This is a genomic window from Naumannella cuiyingiana, assembly GCF_013408305.1.
GTDB lineage: Bacteria > Actinomycetota > Actinomycetes > Propionibacteriales > Propionibacteriaceae > Naumannella > Naumannella cuiyingiana.
In genome coordinates, this window is record NZ_JACBZS010000001.1 from 1,344,975 (window position 1) to 1,367,649 (window position 22,675).

A 22,675-nucleotide genomic window follows, 5' to 3' on the forward strand; every position below is an offset into this window, starting at 1 on the left:
CGCCTTCCGGTCGCTTGAGGTCCGATCCGGCAGCATAGCCGCCGCTCAGGGGCCGAACCTGCGCCACAACATGATGCCGCCGCCGACGGCACCCACGCCGGCGACCGCGCCGATTCCGGCAATGGTGCCGACCGGTACGCCGCCGACAACCGTGGCGGTCGGCAGCCGCCGGGCGCCGTCGGCGCTTCCCCGGGCCGGGTCGGTGCGGGTCTCGACCGCGGCCGGCGACGGGGTGGGCGTGCCGGCGGGTGTCGGTGTCTGGCTGGGTGTCGGGGTCCGGCTGGGTGTCGGGCCGGACGTCGGGGTCGGGGTGCGGGCGCCGGTCGGGCTCGGCCGGGGGGACCGGCCCGGGGACGAGCCGCGATGCGGGCTGGGTGCCGCGGTCGTGCGCCGCTCGGGCCGGGCTTTCGGCGTACCCTCGCCGGAATCCTCGCGCCGGCCGCGCTCGCCCTCGGCGACCTCGGGCTGCTGAGCGCGCGGGTCGTTGCCCCGCGGTGCGGGCTCGGTGCGCGGCGCCTGCTTCTCGCTGTTCGGCCGCCGCGGGCTCACCCGCGGCCGCGGGTTGGTCTCGGCGGTTGCGTTCAACGAGAACGACCAGCCCTCGAAGCCGCCGACGATGGCCTGTCGGTTCTTCACCCCCCACTGCGAGTAGGTCCACGACCCGCCGTTGGTGGCATGCCAGTAGGACCAGTACGCCTTCGCGGGCGGGGTGTCGATGCACCGCTCCCGGTAGCCCGGGTTGCCCGTGACGGCGAGCTGCTCGGTGGCCGAGGGCCGCCCGGCGATCCGACAGATGAACTGGTCGCCCCAGCGGCGCACACCCTCGATGTCCAGGCCGGCCCGCCGGAGCGCGTCCAGTCCGGTGCCGGAGCCGAAGTTCGGCGCGCAGCGGACGATCGTCTGACCGCCGAGGGCCTGGAAGTCGACCACCACCGTGACGCCCTTGGCGTCCTTGCAGTAGCCGGCATAGCCGGCCGCCCGGGCTCGCTGCGGGGCGAGCCAGGCGGCCGCGCCGGTGATCAACAGCGCCAGTACGGCGGCCGCGGCCAGCACCCGGCTCGCGCCGCCTCCCGTGCCGCGCATCAGTGTCGCCGCAGCAGGCGGGCGCCGGCACCGACGGCGAGCAGACCCGCGGTGAGCAGGCCGATGATGGCCGGAGCGCCGGTATCGGCCAGCGGTCCGGCGCCGGGCGAGGGCGGCGGGGTCGCGGTGTCCGGGTTCGGCGCTGCCGGAGCGCTGGCGGTCGCGTCCGAAGTGGGCGAGACGGTCGGCGGGGCGCCGATGCTCGGCGTCGCGGACGCGCTCGAGGACGGCGGGACGGTCGGGGACGCCGAGACGGTCGAGGACGCCGAGGCAGTCGGGGACGGCGACGTGCTCGGGGACGGCGAGGCGCTCGGCGAGGCAGTGCTCGGCTGAGGCGTCGGCGCGGGCCCGCGTCCGAGCTCGGTCAGGGAGACCGGGACGAACGCGAAGATCGCCTGAGCGCTCGCGCGGCGCCACTGGTCGTTTCCGTCGGCGCCCCCCGCGGCAAAGGACTCGGCGTTGTAGGCGATGGCACCGGCATCGCTGCCGGTGTCGAGCTGCAGGCCGGCGACCCACTCGCCGGCTGCGGCGGCGGCCTCGTCCTCGCCTGCGGTGGCCAGTGCGGCGGCGACCAGCCCGGTGCTGTTGGCATTCGCGCCCTCGGTGGAGACCCCGCCGCCGAAGGATCCGTCGTCGCGCTGCTCTGTGATCAGCCAGGCGACGGCTCGCGCCGCCGATGCCGTGGCGTCGTCACCGCCGGCGGCGTACAGCGCCATGATCGCCATCGCGGTCGCGTCGCGGTCGGGCTGCCCACCCGCGGCATCGCAGCCCCGGCCGTCGGGATCGGGGAAGATCACGAAGAAGCCGTCCGCGCACTGCTGGGTGATCAGGAAGTCGACGGCCTCGCCGGGCAGGGCGTCCTCCTCGGCCAGGCCCATCACGATCAGGCTCTGGGCGAAGGTGTTCGCGGCACCACCGGTACGCTCACCGGACTCCAGCGTCGAGGCGACCTGACCGTCCGGTCCGATGGCGTCGGTGGCCAACCCGACCAGGTCCAGGCCGCCGAAGTCGGCCGGATCGCGACCGACCGACTGGGCGGCGACGATCAGCTTGCCGACCGATCCGGACGCGTAGTAGCCCTCGATGCCGAAGCTGGTGTAGTCCGACGCATTCGCCTCGACGGCGTCGGCGACCTCCGTGACGCGGTCGGCGTCCGCGCCGGCGGCGATCAGCGCCCACAGCGTGTCCACGGTGAGGCCCCAGTCGGTGAACGAAGGATCGAACGACGAGCCCATCCGCCCGTCGTCGAGCTGCCCGTAGAGCCAGTCCGCCGCGGCCGTGGCCTCGGCCTGCCGGGCGACGGGTGCGGCCTGTGCCGCCGGCGCGACAAGCGCGCCCAGGGTGAGTGCCCCGGCGGCCGTGACGGCGCCAAGGGTCGACAGAATCTTCATTTTTCCTCGTATCTGCTGTCCGCGACAGATCGTCGAAGGTGGCACCCGTCAGGTGGCGATCCGGCTCTACGGTTGCGGGACAGCGCCGGAATCTCACCGGCTTCCCCTGGGCCTGACGGGCTTGGGTTCAGTTGTGGCTCGCGCCGCGCGCAGCATATACCCCGACCGTCGTGACCAGCGGCGCAGATCGATCAGCGACCTGCTCCTGCTGCGTCACCCGCCCTGGTCTGGCGTGGGCGGCAGCCATCGCGTCAGCCGGGTATCCGCGCGGACATACAACGGGTGCCGCGGCTGGCCCGATTTCGTCAGTCCCAGCGCGTCGAGCCGCCCAGCGAAGGCCACCACCTCGCTGACTCGGCCGGGACGCCCGTGCGCGCCCCACGCTGCTACCACCGGACTGCCGGCTCGCACGGCGACGCCGAGCACATCGCGAAGGTGATCATCGTTCTCGGGGCCGACGGGATCGTCGGCCCGCCACAGGTCCGCCGGCTTGGTGGCTCGGTACGCGTACAGGTTGACCACGACGAGACCGCCCAGACCCCACGTCCTGGCGAATCTCATGCAGCGCCGGATCGTCGGATCGTCCTCCTTCGCGTCCGCGGTCGACGGGTTGAGCAGGATGAATGTCGCGTCGGGCCGATCGACATCCCACACGCGAGTGAGTCGGTACCGGTAGCGCCCACACTCCGACAGCACGGCGCCGCTCGACCGTCCGTTGCACGAGATGTCTCCCACCGCTATCTCCTCCGTCGCCGCATCATGATCACAACAGCCGCGCAAGCCACCGCCGCGAGCGCGATCACCCCGACCAGCGTGGCGATGGGCGATCCCGGCGTCTCGCGCGGCTCGGCCGGCGAGGCATCCGACCCCTGATCGGGATCCGCGCCGGGCGGCGCCGGGGCGGCGTTCAGCGCGAACGACCAGCCCTCGGTCGAGCCGGGAGCCACGGTACGCCGGTCCGCCCCGAGCTGGGAGAACTGCCAGGCGCCGCCGGCCTCGGCGTACCACGACGACCAGTGCGCCGCCTCGGGCGGGGTGTTCGTGCAGGTCTCGCGGTAGCCCGCCCGTCCGCCCACCGTCAGCCGTTGATCAACTCCGGGCCGGCCGTCGATCCGGCAGACGAAGGAATCGCCCCAGTCGGGCACGCCGGTGATCTCGAAGCCCGCGTCGCGCAGCGCCGCAAGGCCGGACTGCCCGCCGGCGTCCGGGGCGCACCGGGTGATCACGTCGCCGCCCAACGCGGTGAAATCGACGACCACGCTGACCCCGTCGGGTTCTCGGCACGCACCCGGATATCCGCCCTCGGCGCGGGCCACCCCGGGCGCGATCAGCCACATGATCAGCGCAGCGAGGATGATCAGTGCGCGGCGACTTCGGCCCACTCGTCCCGCGCAACTTCCGGCGCCGGCTGGGCCGGGGCATAGGCACCGCACCAGCGGGTGATCTGGGCGAAGGTGCGCTCGCGCACCGGCGCCGCCGACAGCAACAGGTCGTGCATCCCGTCGGCGATCCGGGCAACGGTGACCAGCGGGCCGAGCCGCACCGCCCGCGAGGCGATCTGGCGGACGTCGAGCACGATGTCGGACCGCATCATCTCCTCGTCCCAGCTCCGCCGGAAGAGGGTACGCCCGGCCGCCAGCACCAGCACCGGGCAGCCGATCCCGAGCCCCCGGGCGACCCGCTGGTGACCGTTCAGCACGGCCTGCAGCCAGCCCGCCCGGACCAGCGAGATCTCGCCGCCCTTCAGCGTCAGGTCATAGTCCCACTCGCCGTCATGATCAAGGTGGGTCGCCCGGCGGTGGAATCCGGGATCGGGCAGCGGCAGCGGGGTGGTCGGCCGCAGCGTGCTCAGCGACTGCACCATCGGCGGGCCGAGCGTACGGATCGTCTGGCTGCCCTGCAGGTCCAGCCACGGCGAGTTCAGCACGAGCGCGACGAGCGTACCGTTCTCGATCATGGAACGCCGCTCGGCGGCATACAGCGACGCGATCAGCCCGCCCGTCGAGTGACCCATCAGGAGCAGCCGCGGATACTCGCTGGCGATCACCTCGCAGGCGCGATCGAGCTCGACGAAGTACTCGGTCAGGTCGGTGGTGAACCCGAACAACTGCCCCTCGCGATAGCTGCGGCCGTAGCGGCGCAGGTCGATCGCGTGGAAGGCGTACCCGTGACGGGTCCAGTAGTCCGCCAGGTGCCGCTGGAAGAAATAGTCGTTCCAGCCGTGCACATACAACACGGCGGTACGCCCGGGCTCGCCCGCGTCATCGAGCCGCCGCGCGGCACGCACCAGCGTCGCGGTGATCTCGGTGTCCTCGGGCTCTCCCGGGTAGACCTGTGGCTCGGTGATCGGCAACGACAACTGCTCGAAACCGTCGAGCAGGTCGGGCCGCCATGCCGTCACAGCACACTCCCGACCGGACCGGCCTCAGCCGGACTGTCGCAGGTCGTCGTCGACGTCGGCGTACTTCGCCGCCAGCTCCGCGTACTCGTCGGGGATGTCGTCTCGCGGATCATCCTCGGAGGGATACGGATCGTCGTCCCGCCCTCCACGAAGTTCCCGCTCCAGCGACTGGAAGTCGGTGTCCACGGGACGGTACTTGAGTTCCCGGGCCACCTTCGTCTGCTTTGCCTTTGCACGGCCGCGCCCCATCTGGGTCGACCCCCTCGCACTCGTCACGCGGTGAACCGCGGTTCATCTGGTCAATGTCGTGCCTGACAGGCTACCCAATGGTGGGCGCGCAGCAAACCCGGATCGAGGGGTGTCGGCGATCACACGACAGGCTCAGCCGACGGGATGTTCGCCGACCAGCCGGGCCCCTTCGGCGCCGTTGTCGACACGTCCACAGACCCATGCGGGTACGCCGCGCTCGGCCAGCAGCGCCAACGCCGGATCGGCCGCCTCCGGGGCCACCACGGCCACCATCCCGACCCCCATGTTGAGGGTCGCCTCGAGGTCCTCGCGGGTCACCTGACCGGCCTCGCCGACGAAGCCGAAGATGGGCGCGGGCGACCAGCTCGACCGCTCCACGACGGCGCCGAGCCCACCGGGCAGGACCCGGACGAGGTTGTTGGCCAGGCCGCCGCCGGTGATGTGGCTCATGGCGTGCACCTCGACCGCCCCGGCCAGCGCGAGGCAGTCCTTGGCATAGATCCGGGTGGGCACGAGCAGCTCCTCGCCGACCGGCTTGCCGAGCTCGGGGATCACCTGCTCCAGGCCGATGCCCGCACCGTCCAGGACGTGCCGGACGAGGGAATAGCCGTTGGAGTGCAACCCCGAAGCACCCATCGCGACCAGCACATCGCCCGGCCGGACCCGGCCGGCGCCGAGGATCTTGTCGCGCTCGACGACGCCGGTGGTGGCGCCCGCGACGTCGTACTCGTCGGGCTCCAGCAGCCCGGGATGCTCCGCCGTCTCCCCGCCGAGCAGCGCGGCGCCGGCCTCCTCACAGCCGGTGGCGATGCCGTCGACGATCGCGGCGATCCGCTCCGGGTCGAGGCTGCCGCAGGCGATGTAGTCGGTGACGAACAGCGGCTCGGCGCCGCACACCACCAGGTCGTCGACCAACATCGCGACCAGGTCGATGCCGATGGTGTCGTGCACGTCCAGCGCCTGCGCGATGGCGACCTTGGTGCCGACACCGTCGGTCGAGGTCGCCAGCACGGGGTGGTCATAGCCCTTCAGCCCGGCCGCGTCGAAGAATCCGGCAAAGCCGCCGAGCCCGCCGAGCACCTCCGATCGGTGCGTCCGGGCGACCGAGTCCTTCATCAGCGCGACGGCGCGCTCGCCGGCCTCGATGTCGACGCCGGCAGCGGCGTAGGCGGATTTGCTCATCGGATCTCTCTTCCCGGGTTCGCGGCTCAGCGGGCCGCGGTCTCGGCGGGCAGCGGCGGCGCATCGACCTCGGGCTCCACCTCGTCCAGCGTCGGCTGTTCGGCGACCTGGCCGCCGGCCCGCGCGGCCAGCGGCAGCTCGATCGGGTAGACGCCGTCGAAGCAGGCGCGGCAGAGCCGCTCGGCCGGCATCGTGGTCGCCTCGGTCAGGCCGTCGAGGCTGACATAGGCGAGCGAATCGGCGCCAAGTGAGGTGCGGATCTCGTCGATGGTCAGGCCGTTGGCGATCAGCTCCGCGCGACTGGCGAAGTCGATGCCGTAGAAGCACGGCCAGCGCACCGGCGGCGAGGAGATCCGCACATGCACCTCGGCGGCGCCGGCCTCGCGGAGCATCCGGATCAGGGCGCGCTGGGTGTTGCCGCGGACGATGGAGTCGTCGACGACGACCAGCCGCCTGCCCTCGATCACCTCCCGCAGCGGGTTCAGCTTGAGCCGGATGCCGAGCTGGCGGATGGTCTGGCTGGGCTGGATGAAGGTACGCCCGACATAGGAGTTCTTGACCAACCCCATCCCGAACGGGATGCCCGACTCCTCGGCGTACCCGATCGCGGCGGGCGTACCCGACTCCGGAACGGGGATCACCAGGTCGGCCTCGGCGGGCGCTTCGCGGGCGAGGGTACGCCCGATCTGCAGCCGGGTGGCCTGCACGCTGCGGCCGGCGATCGCGGTATCGGGCCGCGCGACGTAGACGTACTCGAACAGGCAGCCCTTGGGATTGGCGTCGGCGAACCGGACCGAGCGCAGGCCGTCGGCATTGATGATGATCATCTCGCCGGGCTCGATCTCGCGCACGAAGGAGGCGCCGACGATGTCGAGGGCCGCCGACTCGCTCGCCGTCACCCAGCCCCGAGCCAGCCGGCCGAGCACCAGCGGGCGGATGCCCTGGGGGTCGCGGGCGGCGTACAGGGTCGAGTTGTCCATGAAGCACAGGCAGAACGCGCCACGCAGCCGCGGCAGGACCCGCATCGCCGCCTGCTCCAGCGATTCGGCCGGATCGGCGACCAGCAGCGCGGTCAGGATCGCGGTGTCGGAGGTCGAGTCCATCCGGGTCTTGTGCGGCACCGCCGGGGCGTCGTCGTACTCCTCCAGCCACGCCTCCAGCTCGTCGGTATTCGTCAGATTGCCGTTGTGGCCGAGCGCGAGGCCGCCGGCATCGGTCGGCCGGAAGGTCGGCTGCGCGTTGTCCCAGACCGAGGCGCCGGTGGTGGAGTAACGGGTGTGGCCGACGGCGATCTGCCCGGTGAGGGAGCTGAGCGTCGCCTCGTCGAAGACCTGCGAGACCAGCCCCATGTCCTTGAAGACCATCATCCGGCGGCCGTCGGACACGGCGATGCCGGCCGACTCCTGGCCGCGGTGCTGCAGGGCGTACAGCCCGAAGTAGGCGAGCTTGCCGACCTCCTCGCCCGGCGCCCAGACCCCGAACACGCCGCATTCGTCCTGGGGGCCGCGGTCGTGGGGGTCGAGTTCGTCGGTCAGCAGTCCGTCGGGGCGGGGCACGTGCCCAGCCTAACGGGCGCCCCGCACATTCCCGGCATTCGCGCACGAGCCCGCCGGCGGCGGCTCAGGGCAGCGGGTCGTCGGCGCTCGGATAGCTGAGCTGGGTGCCGGGCCGGGTGACGGCGAAGGCGCCGACGCGGACGGCATGCCGCACCGCGGCGACCAGATCCGCGCCGCCGGCGAGCGCGCCGGCCAGGGCCCCGGTGAAGGCATCGCCCGCGCCGGTGCTGTCGACCACCTCGACCGTCGGCGCGGCGACGCGGGTGATCCCGTCCCGAGCGCCGAGCAGGGCGCCGGCGCCGCCGAGGGTCAGCGCCACGGACCGGACACCCGCGGCGAGCAGGGCGGCGACCAGCGCCTCGTGATCATCGGCCGGCGGCGGCTCGACGGACAACAGGGCGAGCGCCCCGGCGCCCTCGTGCTCGTTCACCACCAGGGGGTCGGCGAGTGTGACGGCCTCGGGGTCGATGTCGATCACCGGCGCCAGGTTGAGCACCCAGCGCGTGCCGGCGTCGCGGGCCGCCCGGGCGGCGGCCAGGGTCGTGTCGGCGGGGATCTCGCCCTGCCCCAGCACCACCGCGGCACCGGCGAGGGCTGCCGGGTCGATCATGGCCGGCGTGATCGCGGCGTTGGCCCCGGAGACGACGATGATCGAATTCTCCCCGTTGGCGTCGACCTCGATCAGCGCGGTACCGGTCGGCTCGGGCAGCCGCGCCACCCGCGTCAGATCGACGCCCGCCGCGGCCAACAGCTCCAGCGCCGGTTCGGCCCGGTCGTCGCGGCCGACCGCGCCGATCATGATCACGTCGGCACCGAGCCGGGCGGCGGCCACGGCCTGGTTGGCGCCCTTGCCGCCGGGGCTCGCCACCACGGAATCGCCGAGCACGGTCTCCCCCGGCCCGGGTAGCCGCTGGGTGGTGACGGCGATGTCCAGATTGGCCGAACCGACGACCAGCAGCGCGCCGCGCCCGGGACTCATCCGCAGCTCATTCCAGGGACTCGTCGGCGTCGCTGAGCAGGTACGCCGCGGCGGCCGAGGCGCCGGCGGCGGTGAACACCGCGGGCCAGGCGCCGATCTTCTTGGCCAGCGGGTGGCTGGCGCCGAACGCGCCGAGGTAGATCGCCGACAACACCGCCGTGATGCCGGGGCCCCGGCGGGCCAGCCAGGTGCGCCCGGCGTACGCCCCGGCGAGCCCGAGCACCACCCCGCCGAGCGGCCGGACCCCGGTCTCCCGGGCCGCCAGGTAGCCGCCGATCAGGCCGAGCGCCACGATCGGCGCGGTCTTCACATCTGCCGCGTCCTTCACTGCCATGTTCGCGAGGCTACCCGCGGCTCACTCGGCGCCCGCGCCCGCCGGCACGCGCTCGTCCGCACGCTCGATCGGCCCGGGCGGCGTACCGTCGCCGAACGGGCGCCCGCCGAGCTGCTCGCGGTGGTGTGGGGTGAGCCAGTTGGACAGGTCCGGGCCCTTCGGCACGATGCCGGTCGGATTGATGTCGGTGTGCACCTCGTAGTAGTGCCGCTTGATGTCGACGAAGTTGGTCGTGTCGCCGAACCCCGGGGTCTGGAACAGGTCGCGGGCGTAGGCCCACAGCGTGGGCATCTCCGAGAGCTTGCTGCGGTTGGTCTTGAAGTGTCCGTGATAGACGGGGTCGAAGCGGGCGAGGGTGGTGAACAGGCGGACATCGGCCTCGGTGATCGTGTCGCCCATCAGGTAGCGGCGGGTCTCCAGCCGCTCGCTGATCTTGTCCAGGGCGGCGAACAGCCGGTCATAGGCGGCCTCGTAGGCCTCCTGGGAGCCCGCGAAGCCTGACCGGTAGACGCCGTTGTTGATCTCGGTGAAGATCAGCTTCATCACCTCGTCCATCTCGTCGCGCAGCTTCTCCGGATACAGGTCCGGCGCGCCGTCGCGGTGGAACTGCGTCCACTCGGTGGAGAAGTCGAGGGTGATCCACGGGAAATCGTTGGTCACCACCGACTTGGTCGGCACGTCAACGATCGCCGGCACCGTGATGCCGCGCGGATAGTCGGGGTAGCGGGCGAAATACGCCTCCTGCAGCCGCTCGTAGCCGAGCACGGGATCGCGGGGTACGCCGTCTGCGCCGGGGTCGCCGTTGTCGAAGGTCCAGGACCTCTTGTCGTGGGTCGGGCCGGCGATGGCCATCGAGATCGCATTCTCCAGGCCCAGCAGCCGGCGCACGATGATCGCGCGGTTGGCCCACGGACAGGCCCAGGCGACGACCAGCCGGTAGCGATCGGCCTCGACCGGCCACAGCTTCTCCGGTGTCGGCCCGACCTGCGGCGGTGCGGCGTCGCGGGTGATCCGGTCGGGAATGTAGTTCATGTCCCGGTTGAACTCCTTGCCGCCCTCGACATAGGCGCCCTTGGTGGAATGCTCGTCCTGCTGCTCGGGCGTGCTCGTCTCGGTGGTCATGATCATCTGTTCCTTGTCTGCCAGCGGCGGAGGGTGTCGTCGACATCGACCAGCTCGACGACGCGGGTGGGGAGCGATCCGCGACGCAGGCGCGCGGTGCGGATCCGGGCATTCAGGTCGGTGATGATCTCGCGCGCCTCGTCCTCGGTGCGGGCGTCGGCGAGGATGGTGTCGAGCTCGGCGACCTCGGCGCGCAGCAGCTCGGCCTCGCTCGCGGGCCGCTCGATGCCCTCGCGGCGCATCTTGTCCTTGATCCACCAGTCGGGATCGGTACGCCGGATGCCGGTGATGGGCTTGCCGGCGCCGGGCAGGTTGTCGAACTCGCCGCGCTCCGTGGCCTCGCGGATCTGTGCGTCGACCCAGCTCTCGAACTGCATACAGCCACCTCCGCTCGCGAGCCTACGCGAGCTCGGAAATGACATCGTCGACGACCCGGGCGAGCGCGGTGCGCATGGCCGCCGCGTCGACCAGGCCGGGGTAGAACGTCGTCTGGGCCCCCAGCCCGTCGATCACCAGGTGCAGCCGCTCGGCCAGCCGTTCCAGGCGCGCGGGCCGCAGCGGGGCCCCGGGCACCGCCCGCGGCTCCCGTCCCGCCAGCAACAGCACACACACCCGGGTGGTGACGCGGATGCCGTCGAAGGATGAGCGCGCCCACCGGGCCCCGTACGGCTGCCGGACCACGTCGGCGAACACCGCGAGCTCCATCGCCCGCTCCTCGTCGGTGGGCAGGAACTGCTCGCAGATGTCCAGCACCCGGGCCCGCGGGGTCCGCTGCGTCCGGTCGAAGGCGTCGGTGACCCGGCCCCGGATCCGCTCGACGATGCCGCCGGTCGCGAAACCGACGAGCTCCTCCTGGTTCGGGAAGTAGTGCCGGATCGCGCCGCTGGACATGCCCGTCTCGGCCACCACCGCGCGCACGGTCGCGCCGGCGAGTCCGTCGCGGAGCAGGATTCGGCGTACCGCATCGGCGATCTCCGCCCGGCGCTGTTCGTGATCGACCACCTTGGGCATGAGGTTTTTATAGCACAGTCGTTCTGTTATGGTGGTTTTAGCACTGACGTACTAGATCATCGGAGGACCCGTGGACGTCTTCGGACTGCTCGGCCTGGCCGGCCTGGCGTTGGTCGACAGCACGAGCATCGGCACCCTCGTGGTGCCGATCTTCTTGTTGCTGGCAGCCAATTTCCGGCTCGGTCGCGTCCTGGTCTACCTGGCCACGATCGCGATCTTCTACTTCGCGATCGGCCTGGCGCTGTTGTTCGGCGCCCGCGGGTTCGTGGAGAACTTCGGTGCCGCGCTGGACTCCCCGCCCGCCTACTGGGTGCAACTGGTGCTCGGGATCGGGCTGTTCGCGCTGAGCTGGTTCATCAATCCGGGCAAGGAGAATGCCGAGCGGGCCAAGCAGGGTCTGGCGCCGAAGCCCTCGAAGTGGGAGCAGCGGCTGTCCGGATCGACCGGAACGGCCGCCGTGATGGGCGTCGCGCTGCTCGCCGGGATCGCGGAGCTGGCGATGATGCTGCCCTACCTCGGCGCGATCGGCATCCTGACCGCCTCCGGACTGCCGATGGCCGGCCGGGTCGCGGCGCTGGCCGGCTATGTCGCGGTGATGATCGCGCCGGCGCTCGCGCTGATCGGGGTACGCCTGGCGCTGGGCGAGGGCGCCCGGGCTCGGCTCGCACGAATCCGCGACTGGGTGGCGCGCCAGGCCGCCGCGTCGGTGCCGTGGGTGCTCGGCATCATCGGCTTCCTGCTCGCCCGCGATGCCGCCTGGCGGCTCGGCCTGTTGGACATGCTGGGATCCTGAGACACCCTTCGACAACGAGGTGATCATGAAGCTGAAGGAGTTCGTCGACGCGCGGATGGCCGAGCCCGGCTCGGTACCACCCGCCGCCGCGGCGACCTATGCCGCCCTGCTCGCCCTGCCTCGCCGCATCCGGCGAGACGCGGCGGGCGATGACACCTGGTCCTGGCTGACGGGCGCGGGTAGCGCGTTGGTCGAGACCGTGCTCGGCTTCGACGCCGAATCGGGCGCCGAGCAGCTCATCGCGCGCGTGTACGCCGCGCTGGCCCTGACCTGGGTCGACCACCCCGATTTCGACCCGGCCTGGCGCGGGCTCACCGACGCCGGCTGAGATCAGCCCGCCAGCCCCTGCAGCAGGTACGCCTCGGCGAGGCAGGCCTTGGCGAAGTCGCCGAGATGCAGTGACTCGTCGAAGCCGTGGATGTTGGAGTGCGGATCGCAGACGGCGGTGATCAACACCGTGGCACCGGGCACGGCGTCGGCGAACTCCTGCGCCATCGGGATCGAGCCGCCCATGCCCATCGGCACCGGCTCGACGCCCCAGGCCTCGGCGAAGGCCGCGCGCGCGGTCTCGGCGTACCGGCCCTCCAGCCCGAGCAGCGCGGGCGGACCGGTCTCGCCCGGTTCGACGGTGACCCGGGTGCCCCACGGGGCGTTGGCCTGTAGATGCTCGGTGAGCGCGCGCAGCGATGCGTCGGCGTCGCCGCCGGGCGCGACGCGCAGGCCGATCTTGGCCCGGGCGCTCGGGTAGAGGGTGTTGGAGGCCTCGTCGACCCCGCGGGCGTCCAGGCCGATCACGCTGACCGCCGGCTTGAACCAGAGCCGGTCGCTGATCGGCCCCTCGCCGAGCAGCCCGACGTCGTCCAGCACCCCCGACTCGGCGCGGAATCGTTCCTCGGAGTAGTCGACCTCGGGACCCGCGCCGGCGTGCAGCCCGGCGACGGCGACGTTTCCGGCGTCGTCGTGCAGGGTGCCGAGCAGCTTGCAGATGGCGGTGAGCGCATCCGGGGCGACGCCACCGAACTGGCCGGAGTGCAGCGGATGATCAAGCGCCTCAAGGGTCACCACGCAGTCGGCGAGCCCGCGCAGGCTGGTGGTGAAGGCGGGCGTACCGACCTCCCAGTTCGCCGAATCGGTGATCACGAACAGGTCGCAGGCAAGATCATCGGCATAGGCGTCGAGAAGGGCGCCGAGCGAGGGCGAGCCGATCTCCTCCTCGCCCTCGATGAGCAGTTTCACCCCCACGGGCGGCCTGCCACCGAAGGCGCGCAGCGCGGCCAGGTGCACCGCGAAGCCGCCCTTGTCGTCGGCCGCGCCGCGCCCGTACAGCCGGCCGTCGCGTTCGGTCGCGGTGAACGGCGCGGTCGTCCAGCCGGCGTCGCCACCGGTCGGCTGCACGTCGTGGTGGGCGTACAGGCAGACCGTCGGCATCCCCGCCGGGGCCGGGAAGTGCGCGATCACCGCGGGCTTGCCGCCCTCGCGGACGATCCGCACGTCCTCGCAGCCGGTGCCGCGGATCAGCTCGGCGACCAGTTCGGCGCTGGCGTCGACGTCGGCCTCGCGGCCGGGGTCGGCGCTCACCGACTCGATCGCCACCAGCCGGGTCAGGTCGGCCAGCACGCCGGGAAGTTCGCGTTCGATCGCCGCTCGGATGTCACTCACCCGTGGCATGTTACGGCCGGGCACAATGACGCCATGTCGCCCACACCCGCGAACACCACCCCGATCGAGGACTATGCGCTGATCGGTGACTGGAACACGGCCGCCCTGATCAGCAGGCGCGGCTCCGTGGACTGGCTGTGCCTGCCGAACTTCGATTCGGCCGCCGGCTTCGCCGCGCTGTTGGGTACGCCCGAGCACGGCCGCTGGCTGCTCGGCCCGGCGGATGAGTCGGCGCGGACGACGCGCCGCTATCTGCCGGACAGCGCGGTGCTGGAGACCACCCATGTCACCGCGGAGGGCACCTTCACCGTCACCGACCTGATGCCGCTGGCGAATCGCCGCGACGACCTGGTCCGGATCGTGCGCGGGGTCAGTGGGAAGCCGCGGGTCCGGCACGAGTGGGTGGTGCGGTTAGGCTACGGCAAGGTCCGCCCGTGGGTACGCCGCCGGCACCGCGGCACGCGCGACGAGTTGCTCACCGCGGTCGCCGGGCCGGACATGTTGGTCCTGCGCGGCGACCGGCTGCCGCACCGCTCCGACGGGCGGCACATCGACGAGTTCACGATCGCCGAGGGCGAGGAACTGCGTTTCACCACGACCTGGGTGCAGTCCTGGCTGGACGTGCCGGATCCGGTCGACGTCTCCGACGAGACGGAGAAGACGCTCAGGATCAGCCGGAAGTGGAGCAACCGGTGTGGCTACGAGGGTCGCTATGCCGATCATGTGCATCGGTCCGCGCTGACGCTGCGCCTGCTCACCGACTACTACACCGGCGGCATCGTGGCGGCGCCGACGACCTCGCTGCCCGAGGACATCGGCGGCGAACGCAACTGGGACTACCGCTACTGCTGGCTGCGCGATGCCGCGTTGAGTCTGGAGGCGCTGCTGGCGGTCGGCTACACCACCGAGACCGACATGTGGCGGCACTGGCTGCTCCGCGCCGTGGCCGGCGACCCGGCGGACATGCAGATCATGTACCGGATCGACGGATCCCGGGAGCTCGCCGAGTTCGAGCTTGATCATCTTCCCGGGTACGCCGATTCGCGGCCGGTGCGGATCGGCAATGGCGCGTACCGGCAGAAGCAGACCGACGTGCTCGGTCAGGTGATGATGGCGCTGGAGCGGGCCCGCGACCTGGGCATGGACGAGTCGCGGCACACCTGGGCATTGCAGCGCGTCCTGGTCGACGAGCTGGCCGACCACTGGGACGAGCCGGACAACGGGCTGTGGGAGATCCGCGGGCCCTTGCAGCACTTCACCCACTCGCGGGTGATGGTCTGGACGGCGTTCGACTGCGCGATCCGGGCCGTGCGCAAGTACGACTACCCCGGCGATGTCGAGCGCTGGACCGAACTGCGGGATCGGGTCCGTGCCGAGATCCTCGACAAGGGATTCGACGAGGAGAAGAACTCCTTCACCCAGTACTACGGGACCGATGAGGTCGATGCCGCGCTGCTGGTGATCCCGGCCACCGGTTTCCTGCCCGGTGACGATCCGCGGGTGCTCGGCACCATCGCGGCGGTGGAGCGCGACCTGCTGGTGGACGGGCTGCCGCTGCGCTACCGCACGGCGAGCGGAGTGGACGGGCTGGCCGGGGAGGAGCATCCCTTCCTGGTGTGTTGCTTCTGGCTGGTCTCGGCGTACGCCCATGCCGGTCGGCTCGACGAGGCGCATGCGCTGATGGAGCGACTCTGCGGACTGGCCAACGACGTCGGCCTGCTCGCCGAGGAGTACGACCCGATCAAGGAGCGGATGATCGGCAATTTCCCGCAGGCGTTCTCCCATCTGGGGTTGATCATCGCCGCGGACGATCTGAACCGGATCGGCCAGGGCAAACGATCCATCCGGGAGACCGCCGACGAGACCGAGTCGGCGGCACGCCCGAGCTGACAGGATGCGCGCATGGGATCCGAGGGCGAACTGCTGAGCGGCGGCAACATGGGCGAGGTGCACCGCGTCGGCGACGAGGTACGCCGCACCGCCGGCCCGTGGACGCCGACCATTCATCGCCTGCTGACCCACCTCGCCGACCGCGGGATCGGCGAGGCACCGCGCCCGCTCGGCCTGTCCGACGACGGCCGGGAGAGGCTGACATTCCTGCCCGGGACCGCGCCGGCGTACCCGATGCCGGCGTGGGTCTGGGCCGAGCGCCTGCTCGTCGATGCCGGCCGGCTGCTGCGCCGGATCCACGATGCCAGCGCAGGCTTCGACCGGACGGGCGCGATCTGGCGCTCGCCGTCCCGCGAGCCCGCCGAAGTGGTGTGTCACAACGACTTCGCGCAGTACAACCTGATCTTCACCGATGATGATCACCACCGCCTGAGTGGGGTGATCGACTTCGACTTCGCCTCGCCCGGACCGCGGCTGTGGGACCTGGCCTATCTCGCGTACCGACTGGTCCCGATCACCGGCGAGGAGCAGCATCCCTTCGGTGACGCTGAGGTACGCCACCGCGTCCGCGCGCTCCTCGACGCCTACGGTTCACCCGCCACCGAGGCGGAACTGCGTTCCATGATCATCGAGCGGCTGGCCCACCTGGCCGCATTCAGCGACGCCCAGGCGATCGCGCTCGGCAAGCCGGAGCTCGCCGAACACGCGGCGCAGTACCGCCGCGATGCCGATCGCCTGGGCGGCTGAGGCCGGCGCGAGTTCTGGACAAACCCGACCAGCGGGCTTCACTCCCGGTCGGCGGAGATCCAGCCGCGCGGGGTGAAGGTCAACCCGCGCTCACCGACCACTAGGTCGGCCGCGGCGTCCAGCCGTTCCCGATCCTGCTCCGTCAGCTCAAGATCGACGGCCGCCGCATTCTCGCGTACCCGCTCGGCGCTGCGCGTACCCGGGATCGGCACCACCGGCAGCCCGAACCGCTCCCCCTGGCCGAGCAGCCAGGCCAGCGCGACCTGCGCGGCGGTCGCGTCGTGCTCGGCGGCGACGGTGTTGATCACCTCGACCACCCGCTGGTTGGCGTCGTAGGCCTCGCCGCTGAAGCGAAGTTGCCCGTTCAGCACGGTCTTCTCGATCGCCTCGCGGGTCAGCTTGCCGGTCAGGAAGCCGCGACCGAGCGGCGAGTAGGGCACGAAGCCCACCCCGAGCTCGGCGCACGCCGGCACCACGTGCCGCTCGACATCTCGTGACCAGATGCTCCACTCGCTCTGGACCGCGGTGATCGGGTGCACGGCCTGGGCGGCGCGCAGCTCGTCGGCCGTCACCTCCGACAGACCCAGGTGGCGCACCTTGCCCTCGGCGACCAGCTCGGCCATCGCACCCACCGTCTCCTCGATCTCCACGCCGGGGTCGGGTCGGTGCAGGTAGTACAGATCGATCACCTCGACACCGAGGCGGCGCAGCGACGCTTCGCACGCCTGACGCACGTACGCGGCATCCCCGCGGGTCCCGCTCCCGCCCGGGCCGACGCTGGTGATGCCGAACTTCGTCGCGAGCTGCACCTCTCCCCGGCGCTCGGCGAGCAGCCGCGCGAACAGCTCCTCGTTGGTGCCGGCCGGGCCCTCGGTGCCCTCGCGCGGCTCGCCGTAGACATCGGCGGTGTCCAGGAAGGTGATCCCGGCATCCACCACGGCGTGCAGGGTACGCAGCCCCTGCTCGGGATCGGTGTCGCCGTAGACGTGGCTGAGCGCCATCCCGCCGAAGCCGAGCTGACTGACGTTCAGCTTCTCCCCCGCCGCGGGACCAAGATCGACTCTATTCATTGCAGTCACTGCTTCCTCCGTTGTTCCATGATCAGATTCGGTTCCATCGGTTGCCCCGCACAGTCCAGCCCCGCCTCGATCAGGCGCGCATAGTGGCCGATCTTGTCCTCGATCGCGTCCAGATCTGCAAGCAGTTCGCGCAACCTGGTCTGCACCTCCTCGCGATGCTGCTCCAGCAGCGCCATCCGGCGGCCGTGGGTCGACGAGCCGACGCCGACCAACCGAACGAACTCGCGCATCTCGCGTACCGGCATCCCGGTGCGGCGCAGCCGGATCAACAACTCGATCATCCGCAGCGTCGGCTCGTCGTAACGCCGCCGTCCGTCGCTGCCGCGCGGCACGGCAGGGATCAGCCCCTCGTTCTCGTACCAGCGCAGCGTGTCCTTGGTCAGGCCGGTGCGGGCCGATACCTCGGCGATGCCGAGCTGCCCGGTCGTCGATTGCGTCATGGCGAAGACGCTAGGCGCTGGAGTGCACTCCAGCGCAAGGTCTCGGTCCCCCGCCGTGTGCGCAGACGGCTACGATCGCGCACATGACGACCGTCGCGTCGCGAGACCTGCGCAATCACACGCGCGAGATCCTGGATCGGGTGGCCGAGGGCGATGCCGTCACCATCACGATCAACGGCAAACCGGTCGCGGAGTTGATTCCTCCCCGCACCCGGGCGCGCAGCAGCATGCCGCTGGCCGAGCTCGAGGATCTGCTGCGCACGCAGCGGCCCGACGCGACGCTACGAACGGACCTCGAGTGGATCTCGGAAGGGAGCACCGACGACCTCGGAGATCCGCGATGACGGCCAGCGGCCGGCCTCCTCGACACCAGTGTGTGGATCGCCGCAACCGCGCGGGCACACCAACTTCCACTGTTCAGCCAGGACGCCGGCTTCACCGCCCTGGCTGAACTCGGCCTGCTTGAGGTCGTTCGGGTCTAGCTCGGCCGTCAGCTCGACCGGCGAAGGTCAGGTCAGCTCGGCGACGGAACCGGTCATCGCGGCAGGGATGGGCGCCTGCCAGGCCGCCCGCAGGTCGGCCAGCGGGATCCGGAAGTGCCCCTCGACCTCCAGCACGGGCTCGTCGGTGACCTCACCCAGCCGGGCGAGCGGTACGCCGTGCGTCCCCGCCAGCGCGATCAGCTCCTCCGCACGCTCGGGCGCGATCGACACCAACACCCGGCCACCGCTCTCGGAGAACAGCGCCGCCGTCGGCTCGAGCCCCTCGGGCAACCGGAACCGCGCGCCCCGATCGTGCCGCAGGCACGACTCGACGAGCGCCTGGCCGAGCCCGCCGTCGGACAGATCGTGCGCGGAGCCGAAGACGCCCGCCGCGGCGCCCGCGACCAACGCCTGCGCCAACGCCTTCTCCGCGGCGAAATCGACCCGCGGCGGCTGCCCGCCGAGATGATCATGCATGACCTGTGCCCAGGCCGAGCCGTTCAGCTCCTCGCGGGTCTCGCCGAGCAGCCAGATCTCCTCGCCGGCCGCGCGGAACCCGCTGCGCGTCCGCTTCGCGACGTCCTCGATCACCCCGAGCACCCCGACCACCGGCGTCGGCAGGATCGCCACGTCGCCGGTCTGGTTGTAGAAGCTGACATTGCCGCCGGTGACCGGCGTACCCAACTCCCGACAGCCGTCGACCAGACCGAGGATGGCCTCCCGGAACTGCCACATCACGTCGGGATCCTCCGGCGAGCCGAAGTTCAGACAATCGGTGACCGCGACCGGCCGAGCCCCGGTGGTCGCCACATTCCGGTACGCCTCCAGCAGCGCCAATTGCGCCCCCCAGTAGGGATTGAGGAATGCGAAACGCCCGTTGCAGTCGGTCGCCACGGCGACCCCGAGCCCGGTCTGTTCGTCGATCCTGATCATGCCCGCGTCCTCGGGCTGGGCCAGCACCGAGTTGCCGCGCACATAGCGGTCGTACTGGTCGGTGATCCACGACCGGTCGCACAGGTTCGGCGAGCCGGCCAGCTTGATCAACTGTTCGGCCAGCTCCTGGCCACTGCCGGCCCGCGGCAGCGCCTCGGCCCCCGAGGCCTGCACCTGGTCCATCCAGCCGGGCCGGGCGTAGGGGCGCTCGTAGACGGGCCCCTCGTGCGCCACGGTCCGCGGGTCGACGTCGACGACGGTCTCGCCGTGCCAGTCGATGATCAACCGATCGTCCTCGGTGACCTCTCCGATCACGGTGGCCGCCACGTCCCACTTGCGGCAGATCTCCAGGAACCGGTCCACATTGTCCGGCTCGACGACGGCCATCATCCGTTCCTGGGACTCGCTCATCAAGATCTCCTCCGGCGACAGCGACGAGTCGCGCAGCGGCACCAGATCGAGTTCGACGTGCATCCCGCCGTCGCCGGCGGCCGCGAGCTCGGAGGTGGCACACGAGATCCCGGCCGCGCCGAAGTCCTGGATGCCGTTGATCACGCCCGCGGCGAACAGCTCCAGGGTGGCCTCGATCAGCAGCTTCTCCATGAACGGGTCGCCGACCTGGACGCTCGGCCGCTTGCTCGGCCGGGAGTCGTCGAAGGTCTCCGAGGCGAGGATCGACGCGCCGCCGATCCCGTCGCCGCCCGTCGCCGCGCCGTACATGATCACCTTGTTGCCCGCACCCTTGGCCTGCGCGGTGTGCAGGTCCTCGTGTCGCAGCACCCCGACGCACAGGGCGTTGACCAGCGGGTTGCCCAGGTAGGACCGGTCGAAGACCACCTCACCGCCGATGTTCGGCAGGCCCAGGCAGTTGCCGTAGCCGCCGATGCCGGCCACCACCCCGGGCAACACCCGGGCCGTGTCCGGCGCGTCCAGCGGGCCGAAGCGCAGCGGATCCATCACCGCGACCGGGCGCGCGCCCATCGCGAGGATGTCGCGGACGATGCCACCGACGCCGGTGGCCGCGCCCTGGTGCGGCTCGACGAAGGAGGGGTGGTTGTGCGACTCGACCTTGAACGTCACGGCGTACCCCTGCCCGATGTCGAGCACGCCGGCGTTCTCACCGATGCCGGCCAGCAACCGGCCGATCGGCGTCTCCTGGCTCAGCTCGCCGAATCTGCGCAGATGCACCTTCGAGGACTTGTAGGAACAGTGCTCGCTCCACATCACCGAGTACATGGCCAACTCGCACGAGGTCGGTCGGCGTTGCAGGATCTCCCGGATCCGGCCGTACTCCTCGGATTTCAGCCCGAGCTCGGCGTAGGGCTGCTCGGTGTCGGGGCTGGTCTGCGCGTCCGCGACGGTGTCTGCCACGGACGTGCAGCCTACCGTCCTCGGTCGCGCCGAGAGGCCGCCCGCGCCCGTAGCCCGAGCCACACCCCGAGGCCGACCAGCACCACCAGCGGGATCGCCCACAAGGCGGCGGGCAGGCCCCCGGAGGCATCGCGGAAGACGGCCTCGGCGTCGGCCCCGGTCACGGCGTCGCGCTCGGCGACGAGGATCGGCCGCCCGGCCACGGCGTCGGCCAGCACGGTGAAGTCGATCACCCCGGGATCACCACCGGCAACGGCCGGCTCGAGCACCCCGGGCAGCGTCGTGTTCACCCGGTAGACGGGCTGATACTCCGCACCGCTGCCGGGCAGCCCGAACGCGATCACGGTCAGGTCGGGACGACGCGCGAGGTCGGCGACCACCCGATCGCTCTCGGGCCCGGCGTCGACCAGGGTCAGGGGGCAACTGGTCGGCATCCCCTGGCTCAGCCAGGCGCCCGGCTCGGCGTACCCCTCGAGCTGCCCGGTGCGATCCGCGGCGGCGACCGCCGCGGCCGGCCCGACCGCGGTGATGCAGCCGTCGTAGACCTCGCCGAGCCGGCCGAGGCCGCCGCGCGCGGGGCCGTTCAACTCATCGAAATTGGTCACCCGGCCCCCGCCGACGCGCACCTCGCACCCGGCCGCCGGCACGGGCGCCCCCGCGCCCAGGCCCGCCCAGCCCGCGGCCGGGCACGACCCGGGCGAGGCGACCACGCCGACCTGCGTCGCGTCCGCGTGGGCGTCGATCACCGCGCGGTCGGCGGGTGAGAAACCCGTGCGTCCCGGCAGGCCGACGACGACGACATTCTCGGTGAAGATGCCGCTCTCGGCCGGCTCCGGCTGGTCGCTGCCACTCAGCCACGCCACCGCGCCGATCAGTAGGAGCAGCAGGATGCCCGCGATGGCGGCCAGCACCGCCAGCGCCCGCCCGCGGGTGCGGCGCCGCTCCCCGCTCGTCTCGATCTCGGTGGAGGCGAAGCTGTCGATCGACCAGCCGCGGTCGGTGCCCCGGTTCTTCTCGCGATCGCTCACACCAGCGCCGCCAGATACCGCTGGACGGAGCTGAACAACGGTCGGCCGTCGACGCTCGGCGAGGTCAGCTCCTCGACGTTGTGCTCCGGATGCGGCATCAGGCCGACCACATTGCCCGCCTCGTTGGTGATGCCGGCGATGTCGTGCAGCGAGCCGTTCGGGTTGTCGCCGAGATAGCGGAAGACGACGCGGTCGGAATCCTCGAGCCGACGCAGGGTCTCGGCGTCGGCGACATAGCCCCCCTCGCCGTTCTTCAACACGATGGTGATCTCCTGGCCGGGCGTGAAGTCGGCGGTCCAGACCGTGTCGGCACTCTCCACGCGCAGGCGTTGATCACGACAGACGAAGGTACGCACGTCGTTGCGGATCAGCGCGCCGGGCAGCAGCTTCGCCTCGCACAGGATCTGGAAGCCGTTGCACACCCCGAGCACCGGCATGCCTTTGCCCGCGGCGTCGACGATCTCGGTCATCACGGGCGCGAAGCGGGCGATGGCGCCGCAGCGCAGGTAGTCGCCGTAGGAGAAGCCGCCGGGCAGGATCACGGCGTCGACGCCGTCGAGGCTGTCGCTGCCGTGCCAGACCGGGACGGCCTCGGCGCCGCTCAGGCGTACCGCCCGCAGCGCATCGGAGTCGTCCAGGGTGCCGGGAAAGGTCACGACCGCGATCCGGGCCGCCATCAGGCGGTCTCCTCCACCCGGACGGCGAAGTCCTCGATCACGGTGTTGGCGAGCAGCTTCTCCGCGGCGTCGTGGATCTGCCCGAGCCGCTCGTCGGTCACCTCACCGTCGACCTCGATCTCGAACCGCTTGCCCTGGCGTACCGCCAGTCCGGCGAAGCCCAGCCGCTGCAGGGCGCCGGTCACGGCCTTGCCCTGCGGGTCCAGGATCTCGGCCTTCGGCATCACGTCGACCACCACTCGTGCCATGCCCCGGAGTCTAGGGCCTC

At 71.4% G+C, this 22,675-nt stretch carries 25 protein-coding genes and 1 riboswitch; of the genes, 5 read left to right on the forward strand and 20 right to left on the reverse strand.

The window, feature by feature from the left end; translation table 11 throughout:
• Positions 1-45: 45 nt before the first annotated feature.
• The 13 genes from GGQ54_RS06230 to GGQ54_RS06290 form a co-directional block, all read right to left on the reverse strand.
• Positions 46-1,083, reverse strand: a complete 1,038-nt coding sequence (locus GGQ54_RS06230; RefSeq protein WP_218843726.1) for a hypothetical protein — start codon at positions 1,081-1,083, stop codon at positions 46-48.
• Complete coding sequence (locus GGQ54_RS06235; RefSeq protein WP_179444603.1) at positions 1,083-2,474, reverse strand: prenyltransferase/squalene oxidase repeat-containing protein; 1,392 nt, start codon at positions 2,472-2,474, stop codon at positions 1,083-1,085. Before GGQ54_RS06235 ends, GGQ54_RS06230 begins: the two co-directional genes overlap by 1 nt.
• A 45-nt stretch (positions 2,475-2,519) precedes the next feature.
• Positions 2,520-2,593: riboswitch (adenosylcobalamin-variant (AdoCbl-variant) riboswitch) on the reverse strand.
• Positions 2,594-2,687: 94 nt separating this feature from the next.
• Complete coding sequence (locus GGQ54_RS06240; RefSeq protein WP_218843727.1) at positions 2,688-3,209, reverse strand: DUF1643 domain-containing protein; 522 nt, start codon at positions 3,207-3,209, stop codon at positions 2,688-2,690.
• A gap of 2 nt (positions 3,210-3,211) precedes the next feature.
• A complete protein-coding gene (locus tag GGQ54_RS06245; protein WP_179444604.1) occupies positions 3,212-3,856 on the reverse strand; it encodes a hypothetical protein in 645 nt (214 codons plus the stop codon).
• The gene (locus GGQ54_RS06250; protein WP_179444605.1) at positions 3,832-4,875 is read right to left on the reverse strand and encodes an alpha/beta fold hydrolase; all 1,044 of its coding nucleotides are present in this window, start codon (positions 4,873-4,875) and stop codon (positions 3,832-3,834) included. The genes GGQ54_RS06245 and GGQ54_RS06250 overlap by 25 nt, the downstream gene beginning before the upstream one ends.
• Positions 4,876-4,899: 24 nt before the next feature.
• Positions 4,900-5,124, reverse strand: a complete 225-nt coding sequence (locus tag GGQ54_RS06255; protein ID WP_179444606.1) for a DUF3073 domain-containing protein — start codon at positions 5,122-5,124, stop codon at positions 4,900-4,902.
• A gap of 132 nt (positions 5,125-5,256) precedes the next feature.
• On the reverse strand, positions 5,257-6,306 hold the full coding sequence (gene purM / locus GGQ54_RS06260; RefSeq protein WP_179444607.1) for a phosphoribosylformylglycinamidine cyclo-ligase: 1,050 nt from the start codon (positions 6,304-6,306) through the stop codon (positions 5,257-5,259).
• A gap of 26 nt (positions 6,307-6,332) precedes the next feature.
• On the reverse strand, positions 6,333-7,862 hold the full coding sequence (purF, locus tag GGQ54_RS06265; RefSeq protein WP_179444608.1) for an amidophosphoribosyltransferase: 1,530 nt from the start codon (positions 7,860-7,862) through the stop codon (positions 6,333-6,335).
• A gap of 64 nt (positions 7,863-7,926) precedes the next feature.
• Positions 7,927-8,841 carry a ribokinase gene (locus GGQ54_RS06270; protein ID WP_179444609.1) on the reverse strand — a complete coding sequence of 305 codons (915 nt, stop codon included), beginning with the start codon at positions 8,839-8,841 and terminating at the stop codon, positions 7,927-7,929.
• A gap of 7 nt (positions 8,842-8,848) precedes the next feature.
• A complete protein-coding gene (locus tag GGQ54_RS06275) occupies positions 8,849-9,175 on the reverse strand; it encodes a hypothetical protein (RefSeq protein ID WP_179444610.1) in 327 nt (108 codons plus the stop codon).
• 21 nt (positions 9,176-9,196) lie between these two features.
• Positions 9,197-10,297: a glutathione S-transferase family protein gene (locus tag GGQ54_RS06280; RefSeq protein ID WP_179444611.1), complete on the reverse strand. Its 1,101-nt coding sequence runs from the start codon at positions 10,295-10,297 to the stop codon at positions 9,197-9,199.
• A 2-nt stretch (positions 10,298-10,299) separates the two neighbouring features.
• Positions 10,300-10,674, reverse strand: coding sequence for a DnaJ family domain-containing protein (locus GGQ54_RS06285; RefSeq protein WP_179444612.1), 375 nt, complete (start codon positions 10,672-10,674; stop codon positions 10,300-10,302).
• A gap of 22 nt (positions 10,675-10,696) precedes the next feature.
• Positions 10,697-11,308: a TetR/AcrR family transcriptional regulator gene (locus tag GGQ54_RS06290; RefSeq protein WP_179444613.1), complete on the reverse strand. Its 612-nt coding sequence runs from the start codon at positions 11,306-11,308 to the stop codon at positions 10,697-10,699.
• Positions 11,309-11,378: 70 nt separating this feature from the next.
• Between GGQ54_RS06290 and GGQ54_RS06295 the strand changes: the two genes are divergently transcribed.
• Positions 11,379-12,101 (forward strand): GAP family protein, encoded by a 723-nt coding sequence (locus GGQ54_RS06295; RefSeq protein ID WP_179444614.1) that lies wholly within the window; start codon positions 11,379-11,381, stop codon positions 12,099-12,101.
• 25 nt (positions 12,102-12,126) lie between these two features.
• Positions 12,127-12,429 (forward strand): hypothetical protein, encoded by a 303-nt coding sequence (locus tag GGQ54_RS06300; protein WP_179444615.1) that lies wholly within the window; start codon positions 12,127-12,129, stop codon positions 12,427-12,429.
• Positions 12,430-12,431: 2 nt separating this feature from the next.
• Here the strand turns inward: GGQ54_RS06300 and GGQ54_RS06305 are convergent, their stop codons facing one another.
• On the reverse strand, positions 12,432-13,769 hold the full coding sequence (locus GGQ54_RS06305; RefSeq protein ID WP_218843730.1) for a dipeptidase: 1,338 nt from the start codon (positions 13,767-13,769) through the stop codon (positions 12,432-12,434).
• Positions 13,770-13,793: 24 nt separating this feature from the next.
• Between GGQ54_RS06305 and GGQ54_RS06310 the strand changes: the two genes are divergently transcribed.
• Both GGQ54_RS06310 and GGQ54_RS06315 read left to right on the forward strand, forming a co-directional pair.
• Positions 13,794-15,650 (forward strand): glycoside hydrolase family 15 protein, encoded by a 1,857-nt coding sequence (locus tag GGQ54_RS06310; protein ID WP_179444617.1) that lies wholly within the window; start codon positions 13,794-13,796, stop codon positions 15,648-15,650.
• A 12-nt stretch (positions 15,651-15,662) separates the two neighbouring features.
• Positions 15,663-16,397, forward strand: a complete 735-nt coding sequence (locus tag GGQ54_RS06315) for a phosphotransferase enzyme family protein (RefSeq protein WP_179444618.1) — start codon at positions 15,663-15,665, stop codon at positions 16,395-16,397.
• 38 nt (positions 16,398-16,435) lie between these two features.
• Here the strand turns inward: GGQ54_RS06315 and GGQ54_RS06320 are convergent, their stop codons facing one another.
• Together GGQ54_RS06320 and GGQ54_RS06325 are read right to left on the reverse strand one after the other, a co-directional pair.
• Complete coding sequence (locus GGQ54_RS06320) at positions 16,436-17,467, reverse strand: aldo/keto reductase (protein ID WP_179446458.1); 1,032 nt, start codon at positions 17,465-17,467, stop codon at positions 16,436-16,438.
• A 5-nt stretch (positions 17,468-17,472) separates the two neighbouring features.
• Positions 17,473-17,916: a MerR family transcriptional regulator gene (locus tag GGQ54_RS06325; protein ID WP_179444619.1), complete on the reverse strand. Its 444-nt coding sequence runs from the start codon at positions 17,914-17,916 to the stop codon at positions 17,473-17,475.
• Positions 17,917-17,999: 83 nt separating this feature from the next.
• On the opposite strand from GGQ54_RS06325, the gene GGQ54_RS06330 reads away from it, so the two are divergent.
• Positions 18,000-18,260, forward strand: a complete 261-nt coding sequence (locus GGQ54_RS06330) for a type II toxin-antitoxin system Phd/YefM family antitoxin (RefSeq protein ID WP_179444620.1) — start codon at positions 18,000-18,002, stop codon at positions 18,258-18,260.
• Positions 18,261-18,425: 165 nt separating this feature from the next.
• Here GGQ54_RS06330 and purL read toward each other — a convergent pair whose 3' ends face one another.
• Genes purL through purS form a run of 4 tightly spaced genes read right to left on the reverse strand, consistent with a single transcriptional unit; the run spans position 18,426 to position 22,655 of the window.
• Positions 18,426-20,702: a phosphoribosylformylglycinamidine synthase subunit PurL gene (gene purL / locus GGQ54_RS06335; RefSeq protein WP_179444621.1), complete on the reverse strand. Its 2,277-nt coding sequence runs from the start codon at positions 20,700-20,702 to the stop codon at positions 18,426-18,428.
• Between the two features lie 11 nt (positions 20,703-20,713).
• Positions 20,714-21,730, reverse strand: a complete 1,017-nt coding sequence (locus GGQ54_RS06340) for a hypothetical protein (RefSeq protein WP_179444622.1) — start codon at positions 21,728-21,730, stop codon at positions 20,714-20,716.
• Positions 21,727-22,407 carry a phosphoribosylformylglycinamidine synthase subunit PurQ gene (gene purQ, locus GGQ54_RS06345; RefSeq protein ID WP_179444623.1) on the reverse strand — a complete coding sequence of 227 codons (681 nt, stop codon included), beginning with the start codon at positions 22,405-22,407 and terminating at the stop codon, positions 21,727-21,729. The genes GGQ54_RS06340 and purQ overlap by 4 nt, the downstream gene beginning before the upstream one ends.
• The gene (purS, locus tag GGQ54_RS16920) at positions 22,407-22,655 is read right to left on the reverse strand and encodes a phosphoribosylformylglycinamidine synthase subunit PurS (protein WP_246292564.1); all 249 of its coding nucleotides are present in this window, start codon (positions 22,653-22,655) and stop codon (positions 22,407-22,409) included. The genes purQ and purS overlap by 1 nt, the downstream gene beginning before the upstream one ends.
• Positions 22,656-22,675: the final 20 nt, after the last annotated feature.

Coding starts and splice junctions, on each gene's coding strand:
- GGQ54_RS06280 (WP_179444611.1), bottom strand. CDS start 10,297: ATGACCACCGAGACGAGCACGCCCGAGCAGCAGGACGAGCATTCCACC.
- GGQ54_RS06255 (WP_179444606.1), bottom strand. CDS start 5,124: ATGGGGCGCGGCCGTGCAAAGGCAAAGCAGACGAAGGTGGCCCGGGAA.
- GGQ54_RS06270 (WP_179444609.1), bottom strand. CDS start 8,841: ATGAGTCCCGGGCGCGGCGCGCTGCTGGTCGTCGGTTCGGCCAATCTG.
- GGQ54_RS06300 (WP_179444615.1), top strand. CDS start 12,127: ATGAAGCTGAAGGAGTTCGTCGACGCGCGGATGGCCGAGCCCGGCTCG.
- GGQ54_RS06320 (WP_179446458.1), bottom strand. CDS start 17,467: ATGAATAGAGTCGATCTTGGTCCCGCGGCGGGGGAGAAGCTGAACGTC.
- GGQ54_RS06310 (WP_179444617.1), top strand. CDS start 13,794: ATGTCGCCCACACCCGCGAACACCACCCCGATCGAGGACTATGCGCTG.
- purS (WP_246292564.1), bottom strand. CDS start 22,655: ATGGCACGAGTGGTGGTCGACGTGATGCCGAAGGCCGAGATCCTGGAC.
- GGQ54_RS06305 (WP_218843730.1), bottom strand. CDS start 13,769: ATGCCACGGGTGAGTGACATCCGAGCGGCGATCGAACGCGAACTTCCC.
- GGQ54_RS06330 (WP_179444620.1), top strand. CDS start 18,000: ATGACGACCGTCGCGTCGCGAGACCTGCGCAATCACACGCGCGAGATC.
- GGQ54_RS06230 (WP_218843726.1), bottom strand. CDS start 1,083: ATGCGCGGCACGGGAGGCGGCGCGAGCCGGGTGCTGGCCGCGGCCGCC.
- purM (WP_179444607.1), bottom strand. CDS start 6,306: ATGAGCAAATCCGCCTACGCCGCTGCCGGCGTCGACATCGAGGCCGGC.
- GGQ54_RS06235 (WP_179444603.1), bottom strand. CDS start 2,474: ATGAAGATTCTGTCGACCCTTGGCGCCGTCACGGCCGCCGGGGCACTC.
- GGQ54_RS06285 (WP_179444612.1), bottom strand. CDS start 10,674: ATGCAGTTCGAGAGCTGGGTCGACGCACAGATCCGCGAGGCCACGGAG.
- GGQ54_RS06315 (WP_179444618.1), top strand. CDS start 15,663: ATGGGATCCGAGGGCGAACTGCTGAGCGGCGGCAACATGGGCGAGGTG.
- GGQ54_RS06290 (WP_179444613.1), bottom strand. CDS start 11,308: ATGCCCAAGGTGGTCGATCACGAACAGCGCCGGGCGGAGATCGCCGAT.
- purQ (WP_179444623.1), bottom strand. CDS start 22,407: ATGGCGGCCCGGATCGCGGTCGTGACCTTTCCCGGCACCCTGGACGAC.
- GGQ54_RS06275 (WP_179444610.1), bottom strand. CDS start 9,175: ATGGCAGTGAAGGACGCGGCAGATGTGAAGACCGCGCCGATCGTGGCG.
- GGQ54_RS06325 (WP_179444619.1), bottom strand. CDS start 17,916: ATGACGCAATCGACGACCGGGCAGCTCGGCATCGCCGAGGTATCGGCC.